We start from the raw sequence: 14,972 nt of genomic DNA on the forward strand, positions 1-14,972 counted from the left end.
CATGATGCTCTTCGCCAAATATTTGCATATTCTCGGTTTCACCGTCTGGGTCGGCGGCATGTTCTTCGCCTACCTGTGCCTGCGCCCCGTCGCGGCAGTCGTCTTGCAACCGCCCGCGCGGCTGGCGCTGTGGAACGGCGTCTTCGGCAAATTCTTCACCTGGGTCTGGCTGGCGATCGCACTGATCCTGGCCAGCGGCCTGCTCATGATGGCGCAGATAGGCAAGCCGCCGGTGTATATCTCCGGCATGGCCGGGCTCGGCATCCTGATGATGCTGATCTTCGCGCATCTGTTCTTCGCGCCATACAAGCGCCTCAAGCGCGCCGTCGCGGCTGAAGACTGGGCTGCCGGCGGTGCAGCGCTCGGACAGATCCGCCGCATCGTCGGCATCAACCTGATCCTCGGACTGATCGTCGTCACCCTCGGCGCGCTCGGGCCGCTGCTCACACAGGTTTAAGTTTTCCGGACCGCCTTGTCTTTCGACGGGGCTTCCTTTTCACCGCGCAGCATGGTCTTGATGCCGCGGATCGCCTGACGGATGCGCGCTTCATTTTCGATCAGCGCGAAACGCACGTATTCATCGCCGTATTCACCGAAGCCGATGCCGGGCGAGACGCAGACCTTGGCCTTTTCCAGCAACTGACGCGCAAATTCCAGCGAGCCGAGATGACGGTAAGCCTCGGGAATGCGCGCCCAGATGTACATGGACGCCTTCGGTACATCGACCATCCAGCCGGCTTCATGCAAGCCCTTGACCAGCACGTTGCGGCGGCTTTCATAGTTGGCGCGGATCTCTTCCACGCAGGACTGGTCGCCTTCCAGCGCGGCGATCGCCGCCACCTGCACCGGTGTGAAACTGCCGTAGTCGTGATAACTCTTGATGCGCGCCAGGGCCGCCACCAGTTCCTTATTGCCGACCATGAAACCGATGCGCCAGCCGGCCATGTTGTAGCTCTTGGACAGCGTGAAAAATTCCACAGCAACTTCGCGCGCACCCTCGACCTGCATGATGGACGGCGCTTTCCAGCCGTCGAAGGTGATGTCGGCGTAAGCCAGGTCGTGCACCACCAGGATATTGTGCTCGCGCGCCAGTTTGATCACGCGCTCGAAGAACTCCAGCTCCACGCATTGCGCGGTCGGATTCGACGGGAAGCCCAGCACCATCATCTTGGGCTTGGGATAGCTCTCGCGGATGGCGCGCTCCAGCTCGGAGAAAAAATCCACGTCCGGACTCATGCGCACCGAGCGGATGTCGGCGCCGGCAATCACCGCGCCGTAGATATGAATCGGGTAACTCGGGTTCGGCACCAGCACGGTATCACCCTTGTCCAGCGTGGCCAGCATCAGATGCGCCAGGCCTTCCTTGGAGCCGATCGTGACGATCGCTTCACTGTCCGGATTGAACTCGACGTCGTAACGGCTCTTGTACCAGTGCGTGATGGCGCGGCGCAGTCGCGGGATGCCCTTCGACGCCGAGTAGCCGTGCGTGTCGGGACGCTGCGCCACTTCAACCAGCTTCTCGACGATGTGCGGCGGCGTGGCGCCGTCGGGGTTGCCCATCGACATGTCGATGATGTCCTCGCCGCGACGGCGTGCGGCCATCTTGAGTTCGGCGGTGATGTTAAAAACGTAAGGGGGAAGACGATCGATGCGCGCAAAGCTGCGCGGACTGCGGGATTGAGTCATGTTGTACTTTCACGTAAGCGCCCGGAACCGTCCGAGCGACGTTGGACCCGAGAGGTCCGCTGACGATTCTACGTCAACTGTTTCGCACTTGGGAAGAGATCTCGCGTAAAAAAATCCGCCACCCTATTCGTACAGAAAATCTCAACAATCAGTAGAGGATTATTGCTTCACACCTTCCTGCGCCAGGAAGGCGATCAGACTGCGCACGCGCGCCGGCAGCAAGCGTCCCGGCAGATGCAGGGCATAGACGTGGTCGCCGATGCCGACTTCCACCTGCGCGTCCGGCAAGAGATTCACCAGGCGTCCCGACGCCAGGTCGTCCGTGACGAAATAGTCGGGTATCACCGCCACGCACAAAGAACGTCGCACCGCTTCGCGCACGACGTCGAGATCGTTCGAAAGCAACATCGTCTCGTTGGCCAGCGGCATGGTGACGCCGCCGCGCGAGATCAACGGCTGCATGAACTGGCGGCTGCGCGAGAAGCCCGCCAGCGGCAGCGCCGCCAGATTGCCTGCCGCCAAGTCGGCGGCGTAGCGCCCGGCCAGGTCGGGACTCGCGCACAAGCGCCACGAAATGCCGAACAATTTCTTCGCCACCACGTCGTCCGGCAAGGTCGAGGCCACCCTGATCGCCAGATCCACAGGATCGCTGGTGATGTCGACCGCCTGCTCGCTGAAACGCAGGTCGACCTGCACGCGCGGATTGGCCTGCATGTAGGACATCAACAAAGGTTTGAGCCATACCGAGCCCAGCGTCAGCGGTGCCGAAATCCGCACCAGCCCGGCGGTGTCTTCATTGAGGCCGTGCGCCAGCATGTTGGCGTCCTTGAGGATGTCGGCCATGCGATCGGCGTGTTCGGCCAGCCGGTAGCCGGCCTCGGTCAGGCCGACCTTGCGCGTGGTGCGCATCAGCAACTGGCAACCCAGGCGCCCCTCTATCGCCTTGATGCGATGGCTCAGCGCCGAACGCGACAGGCTCAGCGCCTTGGCGGCCTTGCTCAGGCTGCCGGCCTTGGCGACGTGGCAGAAGATGATCAGGGAGTTGGCGTCGAGGCTCATATTGGTGAATTCTTTTCAACAAATTGATGAAGACAGCATAGCTTATGCAGAAGCGCCGCGCTTCCTACAATGGAAGCGCAACAACAATTTCGTTCCTTGAATCCTATTCCGCCACCCTTTCCGCCCATGTGCATCGAATCCCCCATCCAGATAGAAGCGACCGACGGCTACCTGCTCGGCGCCACGCTGTTCTATACCGGCGATGCGCCGCTGCCCGGCCGCATCGCGATCGTCAACTGCGCCACCGGCGTCAAGGCTGCCTATTACGCGCGCTACGCACGTTTCCTGGCCGAACACGGCTATCTTGCGATCACCTGGGACTACCGCGGCATCGGCGCCTCGCGGACGGATTCGCTGCGGCGGCTGCGCGCGGCCAAATACGACTGGGGCAGCAAGGATTTCGAGGGCATCCTGCAGTGGGCCGCCGACAACTTCCCCGACGGCGAAATCCACGTCGTCGGCCATAGCATCGGCGGCGTCATGCCCGGTTACGCAGCGTCCAACTGGCGCATCGACCGGCTGCTGATCGTCGGCGCGCAATACGCCTACTGGCGCGACTACGCACCTGCCGTGCGCAAGCGGATGTTCCTGAAATGGCATGTGCTGATGCCGTTGCTGACCGCTGTGGCGGGCTACTTCCCCGGTCGCCTGCTGGGCTGGCTGGAAGACCTGCCGGCCGGCGTCGCACGCGAATGGGCGTTCCGCCGCGCGGCGCTGGAGCATCCCGACGCCATGCGCGTGCAATATTTCAGCAATCTCGGTGGTCCGACCCTGGCCTATACCATCAGCGACGATCCATTCGGTACCCCCACTGCGGTGAAACGTCTGTTGCACTACTACACCGGCAGCGCACGTACGCTGGTAAGCCTGGCGCCGGCCGACCTGCATCTCAAAGAGATCGGCCATTTCGCCTTCTTCCATGACCGCTTCCGCAACAGCCTGTGGAATGAAACCCTGCAATGGCTGAACTCGGGCGCCACGCGCCGCCGCATCCTGGAAGAATGGCCGGCTGCGACCGCTGCTTAAGCCCGAGTCGTCCGTTTTTCCGGCAACGCGCCGATGGCAATCCCGATGATGATCAGGGCCATCGAGGCCACCAGGCTGAACTCCAGAGTCTCTCCCAAAGCCAGCGACGAGCAAACGATGCCGAACACGGGGACACCTAACAGGCCAAGCGAGGTGGTCATTGCCGGCAAGGAGCGATTGACTTTGTTGATGGCCCAGTACGCGATGGCGATGCCGAACGTCGCGCTGTAGACCTGCAAGCCGACCAACGGAACACTCCACTCGAACTGCGGCGGCCCTTCAAACAGGAAGGCGCACGGCACCAGCACGCAGCTTGCGACCAGCGCCTGCCATACCAGCAAATCGAACGGCTCGCCGATCCAGCGATGGCCGCGCACATACAGGATGCTGGCGGCCCAGAACATCGCTCCCAACAGGATCAGGCCATTGCCGAGCACGGAATCGTGGTTGCCCCAGTCGAACGCCAGCGGATTGAAGATCAGCACCAGTCCAAGCAAACCGAACACAGTGCCGATGGCGCGCCGCAACGTGAACGCCTCGCCGAGGAACAGGCGCGCACAGGGCGCCACCCACATCGGCGTGGTATAGGCCAGCACCACCGAACGGCCGGCGGCGACATGCTGCATGCCGACGTTACCGAGTATCGAATAGGCGGTCATGTGCAGCAGGCCGACGCTGAACACCACCGGCAGGTCGCCGCGCTGCGGCAACACCAGCCGTCCGCGCGCCAGGCACAGCACCACCAGCACCACCGTGCCGATGCATGAGCGTATGGCAGTCGACCAGATCGGCGACAGGTAGTGCAGGATGGCTTTGTTGACCGGCCAGGTCGTGCCCCATATCAATACCACGACGCCAAGGAGGACGATGGCCTGGCGGGACGACAAACTGGATTCGCGCATGTTTTTACTTTTTCGGATAAATCGGAGACGCCATTTTATGGCGCGGCGGCTTACTTCGCCGTGCGATGGCGTTCCATCAGCGCACCGAGACTCTCGCGCTGCCGCCCCTGCGCGTCGAAATTCTCCGGATCGAGCCAGTGCTCGAAGGCGCTTTTGACCTGCGGCCATTCGCTGTCGATGATCGAGAACCACGCCGTATCGCGGCTGCGGTTCTTGTATACCACCGCCTGGCGGAACACGCCTTCGAAGGTAAAGCCGTAACGCGCTGCCGCTGCGCGCGACGGTGCGTTGAGGCTGTCGCACTTCCATTCATAGCGGCGATAGCCAAGTTCATCGAAGGCCCGGCGCATCATCAGGAACATCGCTTCGGTAGCGGCGCGGGTGCGCTGCAGGCGCGGTGAAAAATTGATGTTGCCGATCTCGATCACACCGAAATTGGGATCGATGCGCATGAAAGAACCGACACCCACCGCTTCGCCGCTGTCCAGGTTGATGATGGCGTGCATCATCGGGTCCTTGCTCACGCTCATCTTCTCGACCCATGCACGGTATTCATCAATGCCTGCCGGCGGATCGACGAACAGGTAGGTGAAATTGCGGCCATCCTGATCGTCGCCGTTGGCGTCGAACAATTGCTCCGCGTGCGCCGGACGAATCGGCTCGACGCGGCAGTAACGGCCGTACATGGCGGTCGTCGGCGGCAGCTGGCGCGGCGCCCAGTCAGGCAAGGGTGCGCCGACCGGTTGGCCGAACTGGTTCTGTGTTGCTGAATTTGCAGAGGTCGTCATGGCAGATGTGTTCGAAGTTTTCTTGAAGAATTGTTGAGCATGTTGCACAGATTAATGATAAATTTGGTCTTCCAAAAGAGCCAATATCCGCTATTTTCATAAAACCAATGCAAAACAGCATCCACGCCTCGCCGTTTCCGTTCGACCTGACCGGGCTGCACCTCGCACCGGGCAAAGGACTCGCCTTGCAGCTGTACCAAAGCTTGCGCGACCGCATCCTCAAGGGCCAGATCGATCGCCAGGTAAAGCTGCCCACCACGCGCGAACTGGCGCTGGCGCTCAGCATCTCGCGCACCACGGTGGTCCGCGCCTACGACCAACTGTATGCCGAGGGTTACATCAGCGCGCGCGTCGGCGACGGCACCTACGTCTCGGCGCCGGCCAGCGATATCGCGCGCACGCCGGCGACAGGCAAGATCGATATCGCCCCGCGCCTGTCCGAACTCGGGCAGCGCATGGCGCTGCCCGCCAAGGTGCTGCCGCCGCCCGGCAAGCCGCGTACGTTCCGCCTCGGCGTGCCGGCGCTGGACCTGTTCCCGGGCGACGTCTGGGCGCGCCTGCAGGCCGACTTCTGGCGGCGCGGCACGGAAAACCGCATCGGCTACAGCGACCCTGCCGGCGATCCGCAATTGCGTGAGATGCTGGCCGGCTACCTGCGCAATTCGCGCGGACTGCTTTGTGATCCGGACCAGATCATCATCACCGCCGGCACCCAGCAGGCGCTATTCATGTGCGCGCAATTGCTGCTCAATCCGGGCGACACGGCGGCGATGGAAAATCCCGGCTATCCGCGCGCGGCCTCGGCGCTGACGCTCAATGGCGGCAAAGTGGTCGGCATCGGCGTCGACGCCGAAGGCATCATCACGCAGGAGTTGCACGCCCATCCCGACGTGCGCCTGGCCTACGTCACGCCGTCGCACCAATACCCCAGCGGCGTGACGCTGTCGCTGGCGCGCCGGCTTGATCTGCTGGCCTGGGCCGAAGCCAACCAGAGCTACATCCTGGAAGATGATTACGACGGTGAATACCGCTACAGCGGCACGCCGCTGGCCTTGCTGGCCTCGCTGGATCGCAGCGGCCGCGTGCTGCACATGGGGACATTTTCAAAGATCGCCTTCCCCGGCCTGCGGCTCGGTTACATCGTCGCGCCACCGGCGCTGGCGACGCCGCTGATCAACCTGCGTATGCAGTACGACCGCCACTCTTCCGTGCCGGAGCAGGCGGTGATGGCGGAATTCATGGCGCAGGGCCATTTCCAGCGCCACGTGCGCCGCATGCGGCGCGCCAGCCGTGCGCGCCGCGACGCCTTGGTCGACGGCTGGCAACGTCATCAACCGGGCGGCATCGACCTGCCTGACATCAACGCCGGCCTGCATTGCTCCGTGCGGGTCCCCACCATCCGGCAGCAGGACGACATGATCGACCGCGCCGCCGCAGCCGGCATCGAGATCGACGGCCTGACGCGCTTTTGGCTGCCCGGTTCGGCGCGTCGCAACGAGGCCGGATTGGTGATGGGTTTCGGCGGCGCCGACGAGGCTTCCATCACGGCCGCGATCAAGACCCTGACGAAGATATGGCGCTGAGGCTGCGCGCATCAAACAAGAACAACAAGGAATGGAATAACACATGGATGCAACAATCCTGATCATCGCCATCGGCGCGATGGTCGCAGGTTTCGTGCAGGGCTTGTCGGGCTTCGCCTTTGGGCTGGTGGCGATGTCGTTCTGGGTATGGACCATCGACCCGATGCTGGCGGCGGCGCTGGTGGTGTTCGGCTCGCTGCTGGGCCAGATCCTGGCGATGTTTTCGGTGCGGCGCGGATTCAACATGAAGCGCCTGCTGCCGTTCGTCGTCGGCGGCCTGCTGGGGATTCCTCTTGGCGTACTGGTGCTGCCGCTGCTCGACGCCAACCTGTTCAAGGCTTTCCTCGGCGTACTGCTGGCGGTGTGGTGTCCGGTCATGCTGCTCACGCCGCGGCTGCCTGCTGTGCATATCGGTGGCAAGCTGGCCGATGGCGTCATCGGTGCGATCGGCGGCTTCATGGGCGGCATCGGCGGTTTCAGCGGCGTGATACCGACGCTGTGGTGCAACCTGCGCCGGCTCGACAAGGATGAGCAGCGCGCAGTGATCCAGAACTTCAACCTGACCATGCAGGCGGTGACCTTCGCCACCTATGTCGGCGGCGGCATCATCACGCGCAAGACCTTGCCGATGTTTGCCGTGGTGGCACCGGCGATGCTGATTCCGACGCTGCTGGGGACGCGGCTCTACCTCGGCATCAGCGAGGCGACGTTTCGCAAGATTGTGTTGGGCCTGCTGACGCTGTCGGGCATCGCCCTGCTGGCGTCATCGCTGCCGAAGCTGCTGGCTTGACGCTAACGCGCCAGCAAGCCGACGAATACCGGTATCAGCCATGGTGCCAAGAATGCCGTCAGCACGCCGTTGAGGCCCATGCCGAGACCGGCAAAGGCGCCCATTTCCTGGTTTACCTGAAACGCCCGCGCGGTGCCGATGCCGTGCGAGGTCACGCCGAGCGCAAAACCGCGCACTTCGGGCGAATCGATGCGCATGCGGTTGAACAGAAAGCGCGCCGCCACGGCGCCAAAAATTCCTGTACTGATCACCAGCACTGCCGTCAATGCCGGCAGGCCGCCGAGCTTTTCAGCCACGCCCATGGCGATCGGCGTAGTGGCCGACTTGGGACCGATCGAAAACGCCAGTTGCGGCGAGCCACCCAGCAAGATTGTCAGTACCACAGCCGACACGATCGCCGTGGCCGAACCGGCCAGCAGGCCGCAGGCCAGCGGCAGAAAGGATTTGCGCAGCCGTGGCAACTGACGCGCCAGCGGAATCGCCAGCGCTACTGTGGCCGGGCCGAGCAGGAAATGGACGAATTGCGCGCCGGCGAAGTACTCGCTGTAGGGCATGCCGCTCAGCAGCAAGACCGTGCTGACCAGCGCAATCGCGATCGCCACCGGATTGGCCAGCGGCGAAAATTTGCAGCGGCTGTAAATCCAGTACGCCACGACGTAGGCGCACAAGGTCAGCGTCAGGCCCAGCAGCGGCGACGCCGCCAGGTAGACCCAGATCAGGCCGAATTGCGGCAGCTCACGCATGGTCGCCCTCACCGTCTTTCTTGCCGCCGTCGCCGAACTGGTTCTGCCGATTTTGCCAGTTCATCACCGCGCGCGTGACCGCGGCCGTGACCGCCAGCGTCAGCAAGGTGCTCACCGCGACAGCCAGAATTACCGTCAGCCAATGGCCGCGCACTTGTCCCGCAGCGGCAACGATGCCGACCCCGGCCGGTACGAACAACAGCGACAGATGACGCAGCAATTCGCTGCCGGTGGCTTCGATCCGTTCCAGCAAAGGGGGATAAGCGACCAGTGTGAAAAACAACAGCAGCATGCCGACCACGGGGCCGGGAATGGGGAGTTTCAGGGCGAAGGTGATACCCTCGCCCAGGCACTGGAATACCAGCAGGGTCGCGAAACTGGCAAGCATTTCACTTCCCCCGTGGTGGTTGGATGAGATGGATCAGGACAGCTTGGCTTCGTCGAACCGGTGCGACAACTCGGCGCGCAATTTCTTGCGCAGTTTGGCGGCTTCAAAGCGGCGTTTTTCTTCTGCCGTGAACGGACGCAGCGACGGCACCGCGACCGGCTTGCGCTCGCCGTCGACCGCCACCATGGTGAAGAAGCAACTGTTGACGTGGCGCACTTCCTGGGTGCGGATGTTTTCGGCGACCACCTTGATGCCGACTTCCATCGACGAGGTACCGGTGTGATTCACGCTGGCAAGGAAGCTCACCAGTTCACCGACATGAATCGGCTGGCGAAACATCACCTGGTCCACACTCAGCGTCACCACGTATTGGCCGGCGTAGCGGCTGGCACAGGCATAGGCGACCTGGTCGAGGAACTTGAGGATAGTGCCGCCGTGCACGTTGCCGGAGAAATTGGCCATGTCGGGCGTCATCAGGACGGTCATGGTGAGTTGGTGAGATGGCATGTCCATGGTGAGCGGCTTTCTCTTGTTTGACTTAGTCGAATTCTATGCTGGGTTTAACGTCGCCGGCGCGGCTTACTTGAACAAAAGCTGGCGTGCGGGCGCGACAAGCCGGCAAGACTATCGTGAATAGTCTTGCCAGGCAAGTTTCCCGCCTTGCGGGAGTGCGTTGTAACCGGGGTGGGGTTTTAGCCGATGGCGGCGAAATGCGCCTCGGCATTGCGCAGGAATTTGGTGATCGAGGCCGTGATGGCTTCCGGCGACCAGCCCGCCATGTGCGGCGTCAGCACCACATTCTTGAATTCCAGCAATTCACGCGGCGGTTGCGGCTCGCTTTCGTAGACGTCCAGCCCGGCGCCGCCCAGCTCCCCCTTGCCCAGCGCCGCGGCCAATGCGGCCGTGTCGACCACGCTGCCGCGCGAGATATTGACCAGGAAACCTTTCGGCCCCAGCGCCTTTAACTCGCGTGCACCGACCAAGTGACGCGTGGCGGCGCCGCCCGGGGTGGCGATCACCAGCACGTCGCACCATGCCGCCAATTGCTCGGTGCTGCCGAAATACGCATAGTCGACATCATCGCGGCGGGAGCGATTGAAATAGCCGATATCCATGTCGAACGCGGCCGCGCGGCGCGCAATCTTTTTGCCGATGGTGCCAAGGCCGGCCACACCGAGGCGCTTGCCGGCCAGTTGCGGCGGCAGTACCAGCGCGTCGCGCCAGATGCCTTCGCGGCAGGAGAGATCGAGCTGACGGATGTTGCGCATGATCGCCAGCACCAGCCCCATGGCGTGATCGGCGACGCAGTCGTCGTTGGTGCCCGCCCCGGTGGCGATCTTGATGCCGCGCGTGGCGGCATGCGCGCTGTCGATGTTTTCGTAGCCGGCGCCCAGCGCGCAGGCCAGTTCCAGCTTGCCCAGCGTATCCATCTCGGCGGCAGTCAGGCCGGTCGAACCGTTGGTCAACACGACCCGCACATCCTTCGCAGCGCCGGTGATGGCCGCTGCGCGCGTCTCGGCAGTGGGTGCGTAGATGATCTCGAAAGCGCTGCCGATGGCGGCCTTGCTTTCTTCGGAAAGATGAATAAGAGCCAGTAGTTGAGGTTTCATTGTCAGATTGAAATGAGAGGGAAAGAGATAAGCTGCAGTGGTGCAATTCTAGTGGGATTCGCAGAGGCGCGCCGGAGCCCTCGCAAGGACAGCAAGCACCATAACGACAAGCAAATCAAGGGTAGCGCCGCCGCAGATGCGACACACCCGGGGGAAAGGAAACCGCCATGCGCATCACCAAACTGGAAACCAGGCCGGACGGCTTCTTTGCCGGCAACTGTTTCCCGGACCATGAAAATGCCGCTGAACGCCTGCCCTATCAGGTGTTCGCCTCATGCCGCCGCGAGCAGGCGCCGGTCGTCGAAGAATTGATCCTGATGCAGTTGCAGCACGGCTTCGACCAGGGTTACCAACTGGAAATCAAGCCGCGCCCGCATCAGGCCCTGATCGACTTTACCGTATCGCTGGCCTGCTCGACGCCGGAACGCGCCTCCGTGGTGCGGCTGGTGAGCAGCCTGGGGCAGGAGAAGAATGTGCAGGGTCTGCGCTGGCAAAGCATGCCGCCGGTTCGATAAGCAAGCCAGGCCTGCAAGAAAACGACCGTACGAAAACCATTTCCCGACCGCCCTCTGCACCATGGGTGAAACGTAAAAATGACCGGAAGAAATTCATCTGCTCGGCGCGCACATGGTTTGACATTGCTGCTATCGTATAAAAAATTCGCGATGAGAATAATAATTACATTCACAATTACATTCCAAGACGCCGCATCCCTCGTAGTTATATTTCAGCGATAGCCGTTCCCGGAACGACAATGGAATCGAAATAAATGACTACCGAAGAAGTGCCCGACATCCCTCTTGATGTGCCGGAACTCGGCGAGACGCCTGCCGTGGCGCGCTCGAGGCGCGTCAACGTGCGCATTTTCGCGTCGGTGTTCGTCGGCCTGGTCTGCCTTTCCATCCTGATCCTGCACATTTCCTTTGCCTGGAACGTTCGCGTCAAAGATCTCGACGACGCCCAGGTCTCCACCGCCAACCTGTCGCGCGCGCTGGCCGAACACGCCCAGGCAACGCTGATTTCGGCCGACTCGGTGCTGTTTGGCATGGTGCAGCGCCTGGAAGTCGAAGGCATGGACCGCGACTCGCTGGCGCGTCTTTATCCACTGCTGGCGTCCTACGTCAAGGAGTTGCCACAGATCCAGGGCTTGTTCGTCTACGACCAGACCGGCAAGTGGATGGTCAACTCCATGGACGATTCGCCGTGGATGCTCAATAATGCCGATCGCGAATATTTCATCTATCACATGACCCATGCGGACCGGGACCCTCACGTCGGCGAACCGGTAAAGAGCCGCTCCAGCGGCGACTGGATCATCCCGCTGTCGCGCCGCATCAATCATCCCGACGGCAGCTTCGCCGGTGTCGTGCTGGCTTCGGTGGAGGTGGAATACTTCCTCAAGTTCTATCGCAGTTTCGATATCGGCAAGCACGGCGAGATCCTGCTCGCGACGCAGCCCGGCATCCTGCTGGCGAAATGGCCGGCCTCCGGTGAAATTATCGGCAAGAACATCAGCAACAGCAACATCGTCAGCGATCACGCATCGCACAACAAGAACGGCATCGCTATCATCACCGCCGCCGATGGCGTCAAGCGTCTGCACAGCTACAAGCGCCTGGAAAAATATCCGCTGTTCGTCACAGCTGCCTTGTCTTACGACGAAGTGTTGGCCAGCTGGCGCACTGAAACATTGCTGCAGTCGGTCGGTGTGCTGATTCTGGTCGGCATGCTGGCGTGGATGGGCAAGCGTCTCGTGAACCAGATCAAGCTGCGTGCGCAAGCCCAGCAGAAGCTGCTGTCGGCGCGTGAGAAACTGGTGGAGATGAACAAGACGCTGCAAAAGATGGCGCTGGAGGACGGTCTCACCGGCGTCGCCAACCGGCGTCAGTTCGATGTCACGCTGGCCAACGAATTCAACCGCGCCAAGCGCGAACGTCAGTCACTGGGACTGTTGATGATTGATGTCGATCATTTCAAGAAATACAACGACACCTATGGCCACCCGGCCGGCGACGTCTGCCTTCAAAAGATCGGCAAGCTGATCAAGATGAATCGTCCCGGCGACCTGTCGGCACGCTACGGCGGCGAGGAATTCGCTATTCTGTTGCCCAACACCGATCTCAAGGGCGCCATCAGCGTGGCGGAAAAGATCTGCGCCGACATACGCGCACTCAATATCCCGCATGGCAAGAATCCGACCGGTATCGTCACGGTCAGCGTCGGCGCACAGGCAACAGTGCCGACCAAGACCTGTAACCTTCTGGACTTGGTCAGCGCCGCGGACAAGGCGCTCTACACCGCCAAGGCCCGCGGCCGTAACCAGGTTTGCAGCGCCGACGACGACATCCCGGCCGCTTTCGAACCGGGATGAGGTCGCGGTTACGGTCGCGGTTACGGTATCACTGAGCTGATTCCCTGAACTCCCGGTCAGCGATGCTCAAGCATCGCCACCGCCGCCTTGCGCGCCTCCTGCTCCGCCGATTTCTCATCGGGGAATACCGTGTCGATCAGCACGCGCTGCGAAGGAAAGACGGGATTGCGGTGCATGGGATTGGTCGACGGACCGAAGATCGCCACATTGGCGGCCCAGTCGCCGTTATCGGCCGGCAGTTTGACGCCCGAATACTCGACTTCATAGTCGCCCAGCTGTTCGATCGGCATGATGGTCTCCTTTGCGTGGTCGTTGCTTTGTTCCGGCGCGCGGCGTTGTTGCCGCTGTTGTCATGGTGCTAGTGGACGTTGCCGTCCGTGGTGCGGTCGTTCAGGTGACTGATGGCGTAACCCTTTTCGCCGATCTGCTGGAAGGCATCGTCGGGATCGAGCGTGAAATGGATTTTGCCGGTGCGCTCGAAATCGACATCCAGCTCATGCACCAGCCACTCGGTGCTGGCCACTTCCTGAGGTAACGGTTTTTCATGCGGCACCACCAGGTACGAGCAGAGATCGTTTTCTTCGGTCCTTTTGTACACATCCACTTTCATTGTTTCTCCCTTGCCGGTTTGCCGAGCACTATCGGATAAATCTCGAATAGAACACGAGCTTTTTGCCCCCGTTCTTCCTGTGGGACTAGGGTAAAAATCTTTAGTTCAACCCCATTTTTCCTTCTATTTCGCCTCCTCTTTTCCGCGATTTCTTTCATCCGCCCTGCGCGCCGACTTCTCCTCAGCCTGCTCCTCCGACTCCTCTTTCTTCACCATAGGACATTTACGCCGATTTATCTGCCAACGCGGTAAATTCCTGATTATGGAATAATGCCCGCATCGCCAAACGCACCCTCGCTTGCAATATGCAATCGAGAGTGCATCAGCCGGCAACAAGGGAGAGCAAGCTGAACCGCATCGAGCAACTGAGGATTTTCTGCATGGCTGCGGAAAGCGCCAATTTCCGTGAGGCCGCGGTGCGCATGGGCATCTCGCCGCAGGTCGTAACCCGCGCCGTCAAGGAGCTGGAGTCGGCCTTCGGTGAGTTGCTGTTCCACCGCAACACGCGCCAGGTGCGCATCACCGCCTTCGGCGAACGCCTGATGCATCGCGCACGGCTGTCCATCAACACGCTGGATGATTTGTTTCTTGACAACAATCATCGCAACGACGAAGCCCTCAGCGGCGTGGTCCGCATCACTGCGCCAAGCACCCTGGCGCACACTTACCTGCTGCCGGTGCTCAACCGCATCGCGCGCCAGCATCCCGACATCACGCTGGACCTGCGCCTGTCCGAAATCATCACCGACGCCGTCGACGACAAGATCGACATCGGCATCCGCATCGGCTTCCTGCGCGACAGCCGCTACGTCGCCCGTGCGGTGGCCAAGGTGGCCTTCTTCGTCTGCGCCAGTCCCGACCTGATCGCGCGCCACGGCGCGCCGACGACGCTGGACGAGCTGGTGCAACGCCCCATGAGCGCCATGGTGGACCGCAATACCGGTCGCCTCTGGCCCTGGTATTTTGCCGACGGCCAGCAACTCGGTCCGCGCTTGCCCGCCTTCGTCACCGACGATCCGCAAACCGAACGCCGCGCCGTCCTGGACGGCATCGCCTTCGGCCAGCTCGGCGCCTTCATGGCAATGCCATACCTGCGTGACGGCTCGCTGGTGACGGTGCTGCAGGACATCGCGCCGGCGCCCTGGGACCTCTACGTTTACCGGCCTCAGCGCGGCCCGGTGCCGGCGCGCGTACGACTGGTGTTCGACGCACTGGTGGAGACCTTGTCGGCATCGGAAGACTTCCCGCTGGAACCGCCTCCGGCTATCGTCGGATAATTCCTCAAATCGGAATCGAGAATTCCGAAACGGTCCATTTCGTTGTAGGACAATCGTTGCGATACTCCGACATCTCCCGGAATTTGCTGCTACATTTGTCCATAGCGGCAAAACATTCCTTCACTAGGTTATCCCCAAG

At 61.7% G+C, this 14,972-nt stretch carries 17 protein-coding genes; 7 read left to right on the forward strand and 10 right to left on the reverse strand.

Annotation, left to right across the window (positions count from 1 at the left end):
• Window positions 1-4 precede the first annotated feature (4 nt).
• Window positions 5-457: a CopD family protein gene (locus tag ACIROY_RS03975; RefSeq protein WP_402340155.1), complete on the forward strand. Its 453-nt coding sequence runs from the start codon at window positions 5-7 to the stop codon at window positions 455-457.
• Here ACIROY_RS03975 and alaC read toward each other — a convergent pair.
• Together alaC and ACIROY_RS03985 are read right to left on the reverse strand one after the other, a co-directional pair.
• A complete protein-coding gene (alaC, locus tag ACIROY_RS03980) occupies window positions 454-1,686 on the reverse strand; it encodes an alanine transaminase (RefSeq protein ID WP_116432969.1) in 1,233 nt (410 codons plus the stop codon). The genes ACIROY_RS03975 and alaC overlap by 4 nt on opposite strands.
• 159 nt (window positions 1,687-1,845) lie before the next feature.
• Window positions 1,846-2,745, reverse strand: a complete 900-nt coding sequence (locus ACIROY_RS03985) for a LysR family transcriptional regulator (RefSeq protein WP_402339837.1) — start codon at window positions 2,743-2,745, stop codon at window positions 1,846-1,848.
• A 126-nt stretch (window positions 2,746-2,871) separates the two neighbouring features.
• On the opposite strand from ACIROY_RS03985, the gene ACIROY_RS03990 reads away from it, so the two are divergent.
• A complete protein-coding gene (locus ACIROY_RS03990) occupies window positions 2,872-3,771 on the forward strand; it encodes an alpha/beta fold hydrolase (protein WP_402339840.1) in 900 nt (299 codons plus the stop codon).
• On the opposite strand, the gene ACIROY_RS03995 is transcribed toward ACIROY_RS03990, so the two are convergent.
• Both ACIROY_RS03995 and ACIROY_RS04000 read right to left on the reverse strand, forming a co-directional pair.
• The gene (locus ACIROY_RS03995; protein ID WP_402270911.1) at window positions 3,768-4,673 is read right to left on the reverse strand and encodes a DMT family transporter; all 906 of its coding nucleotides are present in this window, start codon (window positions 4,671-4,673) and stop codon (window positions 3,768-3,770) included. The genes ACIROY_RS03990 and ACIROY_RS03995 overlap by 4 nt on opposite strands.
• Window positions 4,674-4,723: 50 nt before the next feature.
• Window positions 4,724-5,461: a GNAT family N-acetyltransferase gene (locus ACIROY_RS04000; RefSeq protein ID WP_402339843.1), complete on the reverse strand. Its 738-nt coding sequence runs from the start codon at window positions 5,459-5,461 to the stop codon at window positions 4,724-4,726.
• 107 nt (window positions 5,462-5,568) lie between these two features.
• On the opposite strand from ACIROY_RS04000, the gene ACIROY_RS04005 reads away from it, so the two are divergent.
• Both ACIROY_RS04005 and ACIROY_RS04010 read left to right on the forward strand, forming a co-directional pair.
• On the forward strand, window positions 5,569-7,044 hold the full coding sequence (locus tag ACIROY_RS04005) for a PLP-dependent aminotransferase family protein (RefSeq protein ID WP_402339846.1): 1,476 nt from the start codon (window positions 5,569-5,571) through the stop codon (window positions 7,042-7,044).
• Between the two features lie 43 nt (window positions 7,045-7,087).
• Window positions 7,088-7,834 (forward strand): sulfite exporter TauE/SafE family protein, encoded by a 747-nt coding sequence (locus tag ACIROY_RS04010; protein ID WP_402339848.1) that lies wholly within the window; start codon window positions 7,088-7,090, stop codon window positions 7,832-7,834.
• A gap of 2 nt (window positions 7,835-7,836) precedes the next feature.
• On the opposite strand, the gene ACIROY_RS04015 is transcribed toward ACIROY_RS04010, so the two are convergent.
• The 4 genes from ACIROY_RS04015 to ACIROY_RS04030 form a co-directional block, all read right to left on the reverse strand.
• On the reverse strand, window positions 7,837-8,577 hold the full coding sequence (locus ACIROY_RS04015; RefSeq protein WP_053198917.1) for an LrgB family protein: 741 nt from the start codon (window positions 8,575-8,577) through the stop codon (window positions 7,837-7,839).
• Window positions 8,570-8,965, reverse strand: a complete 396-nt coding sequence (locus tag ACIROY_RS04020; protein ID WP_402270901.1) for a CidA/LrgA family protein — start codon at window positions 8,963-8,965, stop codon at window positions 8,570-8,572. The genes ACIROY_RS04015 and ACIROY_RS04020 overlap by 8 nt, the downstream gene beginning before the upstream one ends.
• A gap of 33 nt (window positions 8,966-8,998) precedes the next feature.
• Window positions 8,999-9,478 carry an acyl-CoA thioesterase gene (locus ACIROY_RS04025; RefSeq protein WP_116432978.1) on the reverse strand — a complete coding sequence of 160 codons (480 nt, stop codon included), beginning with the start codon at window positions 9,476-9,478 and terminating at the stop codon, window positions 8,999-9,001.
• A gap of 179 nt (window positions 9,479-9,657) precedes the next feature.
• Window positions 9,658-10,575 carry a 2-hydroxyacid dehydrogenase gene (locus tag ACIROY_RS04030; protein ID WP_402339851.1) on the reverse strand — a complete coding sequence of 306 codons (918 nt, stop codon included), beginning with the start codon at window positions 10,573-10,575 and terminating at the stop codon, window positions 9,658-9,660.
• A gap of 167 nt (window positions 10,576-10,742) precedes the next feature.
• Between ACIROY_RS04030 and ACIROY_RS04035 the strand changes: the two genes are divergently transcribed.
• Together ACIROY_RS04035 and ACIROY_RS04040 are read left to right on the forward strand one after the other, a co-directional pair.
• Window positions 10,743-11,090: a hypothetical protein gene (locus tag ACIROY_RS04035; RefSeq protein WP_402270896.1), complete on the forward strand. Its 348-nt coding sequence runs from the start codon at window positions 10,743-10,745 to the stop codon at window positions 11,088-11,090.
• A gap of 254 nt (window positions 11,091-11,344) precedes the next feature.
• Window positions 11,345-12,946 carry a diguanylate cyclase gene (locus ACIROY_RS04040; RefSeq protein WP_402339854.1) on the forward strand — a complete coding sequence of 534 codons (1,602 nt, stop codon included), beginning with the start codon at window positions 11,345-11,347 and terminating at the stop codon, window positions 12,944-12,946.
• Window positions 12,947-13,002: 56 nt separating this feature from the next.
• Here the strand turns inward: ACIROY_RS04040 and ACIROY_RS04045 are convergent, their stop codons facing one another.
• Window positions 13,003-13,236: a hypothetical protein gene (locus ACIROY_RS04045; protein ID WP_053198928.1), complete on the reverse strand. Its 234-nt coding sequence runs from the start codon at window positions 13,234-13,236 to the stop codon at window positions 13,003-13,005.
• Between the two features lie 68 nt (window positions 13,237-13,304).
• Window positions 13,305-13,544: a DUF6139 family protein gene (locus ACIROY_RS04050; protein WP_233526563.1), complete on the reverse strand. Its 240-nt coding sequence runs from the start codon at window positions 13,542-13,544 to the stop codon at window positions 13,305-13,307.
• A 317-nt stretch (window positions 13,545-13,861) separates the two neighbouring features.
• Between ACIROY_RS04050 and ACIROY_RS04055 the strand changes: the two genes are divergently transcribed.
• Window positions 13,862-14,833, forward strand: coding sequence for a LysR family transcriptional regulator (locus ACIROY_RS04055; RefSeq protein WP_402339857.1), 972 nt, complete (start codon window positions 13,862-13,864; stop codon window positions 14,831-14,833).
• The last annotated feature ends 139 nt before the right edge of the window (window positions 14,834-14,972 follow it).

Source organism: Herbaspirillum sp. NPDC101396, from assembly GCF_044767365.1.
Taxonomy (GTDB): Bacteria; Pseudomonadota; Gammaproteobacteria; order Burkholderiales; family Burkholderiaceae_D; genus Herbaspirillum.

Coding starts and splice junctions, on each gene's coding strand:
- ACIROY_RS04025 (WP_116432978.1), bottom strand. CDS start 9,478: ATGGACATGCCATCTCACCAACTCACCATGACCGTCCTGATGACGCCC.
- ACIROY_RS04055 (WP_402339857.1), top strand. CDS start 13,862: ATGCAATCGAGAGTGCATCAGCCGGCAACAAGGGAGAGCAAGCTGAAC.
- ACIROY_RS04015 (WP_053198917.1), bottom strand. CDS start 8,577: ATGCGTGAGCTGCCGCAATTCGGCCTGATCTGGGTCTACCTGGCGGCG.
- ACIROY_RS03985 (WP_402339837.1), bottom strand. CDS start 2,745: ATGAGCCTCGACGCCAACTCCCTGATCATCTTCTGCCACGTCGCCAAG.
- alaC (WP_116432969.1), bottom strand. CDS start 1,686: ATGACTCAATCCCGCAGTCCGCGCAGCTTTGCGCGCATCGATCGTCTT.
- ACIROY_RS03995 (WP_402270911.1), bottom strand. CDS start 4,673: ATGCGCGAATCCAGTTTGTCGTCCCGCCAGGCCATCGTCCTCCTTGGC.
- ACIROY_RS04000 (WP_402339843.1), bottom strand. CDS start 5,461: ATGACGACCTCTGCAAATTCAGCAACACAGAACCAGTTCGGCCAACCG.
- ACIROY_RS04030 (WP_402339851.1), bottom strand. CDS start 10,575: ATGAAACCTCAACTACTGGCTCTTATTCATCTTTCCGAAGAAAGCAAG.
- ACIROY_RS03990 (WP_402339840.1), top strand. CDS start 2,872: ATGTGCATCGAATCCCCCATCCAGATAGAAGCGACCGACGGCTACCTG.
- ACIROY_RS04005 (WP_402339846.1), top strand. CDS start 5,569: ATGCAAAACAGCATCCACGCCTCGCCGTTTCCGTTCGACCTGACCGGG.
- ACIROY_RS04035 (WP_402270896.1), top strand. CDS start 10,743: ATGCGCATCACCAAACTGGAAACCAGGCCGGACGGCTTCTTTGCCGGC.
- ACIROY_RS03975 (WP_402340155.1), top strand. CDS start 5: ATGCTCTTCGCCAAATATTTGCATATTCTCGGTTTCACCGTCTGGGTC.
- ACIROY_RS04020 (WP_402270901.1), bottom strand. CDS start 8,965: ATGCTTGCCAGTTTCGCGACCCTGCTGGTATTCCAGTGCCTGGGCGAG.
- ACIROY_RS04045 (WP_053198928.1), bottom strand. CDS start 13,236: ATGCCGATCGAACAGCTGGGCGACTATGAAGTCGAGTATTCGGGCGTC.
- ACIROY_RS04010 (WP_402339848.1), top strand. CDS start 7,088: ATGGATGCAACAATCCTGATCATCGCCATCGGCGCGATGGTCGCAGGT.
- ACIROY_RS04040 (WP_402339854.1), top strand. CDS start 11,345: ATGACTACCGAAGAAGTGCCCGACATCCCTCTTGATGTGCCGGAACTC.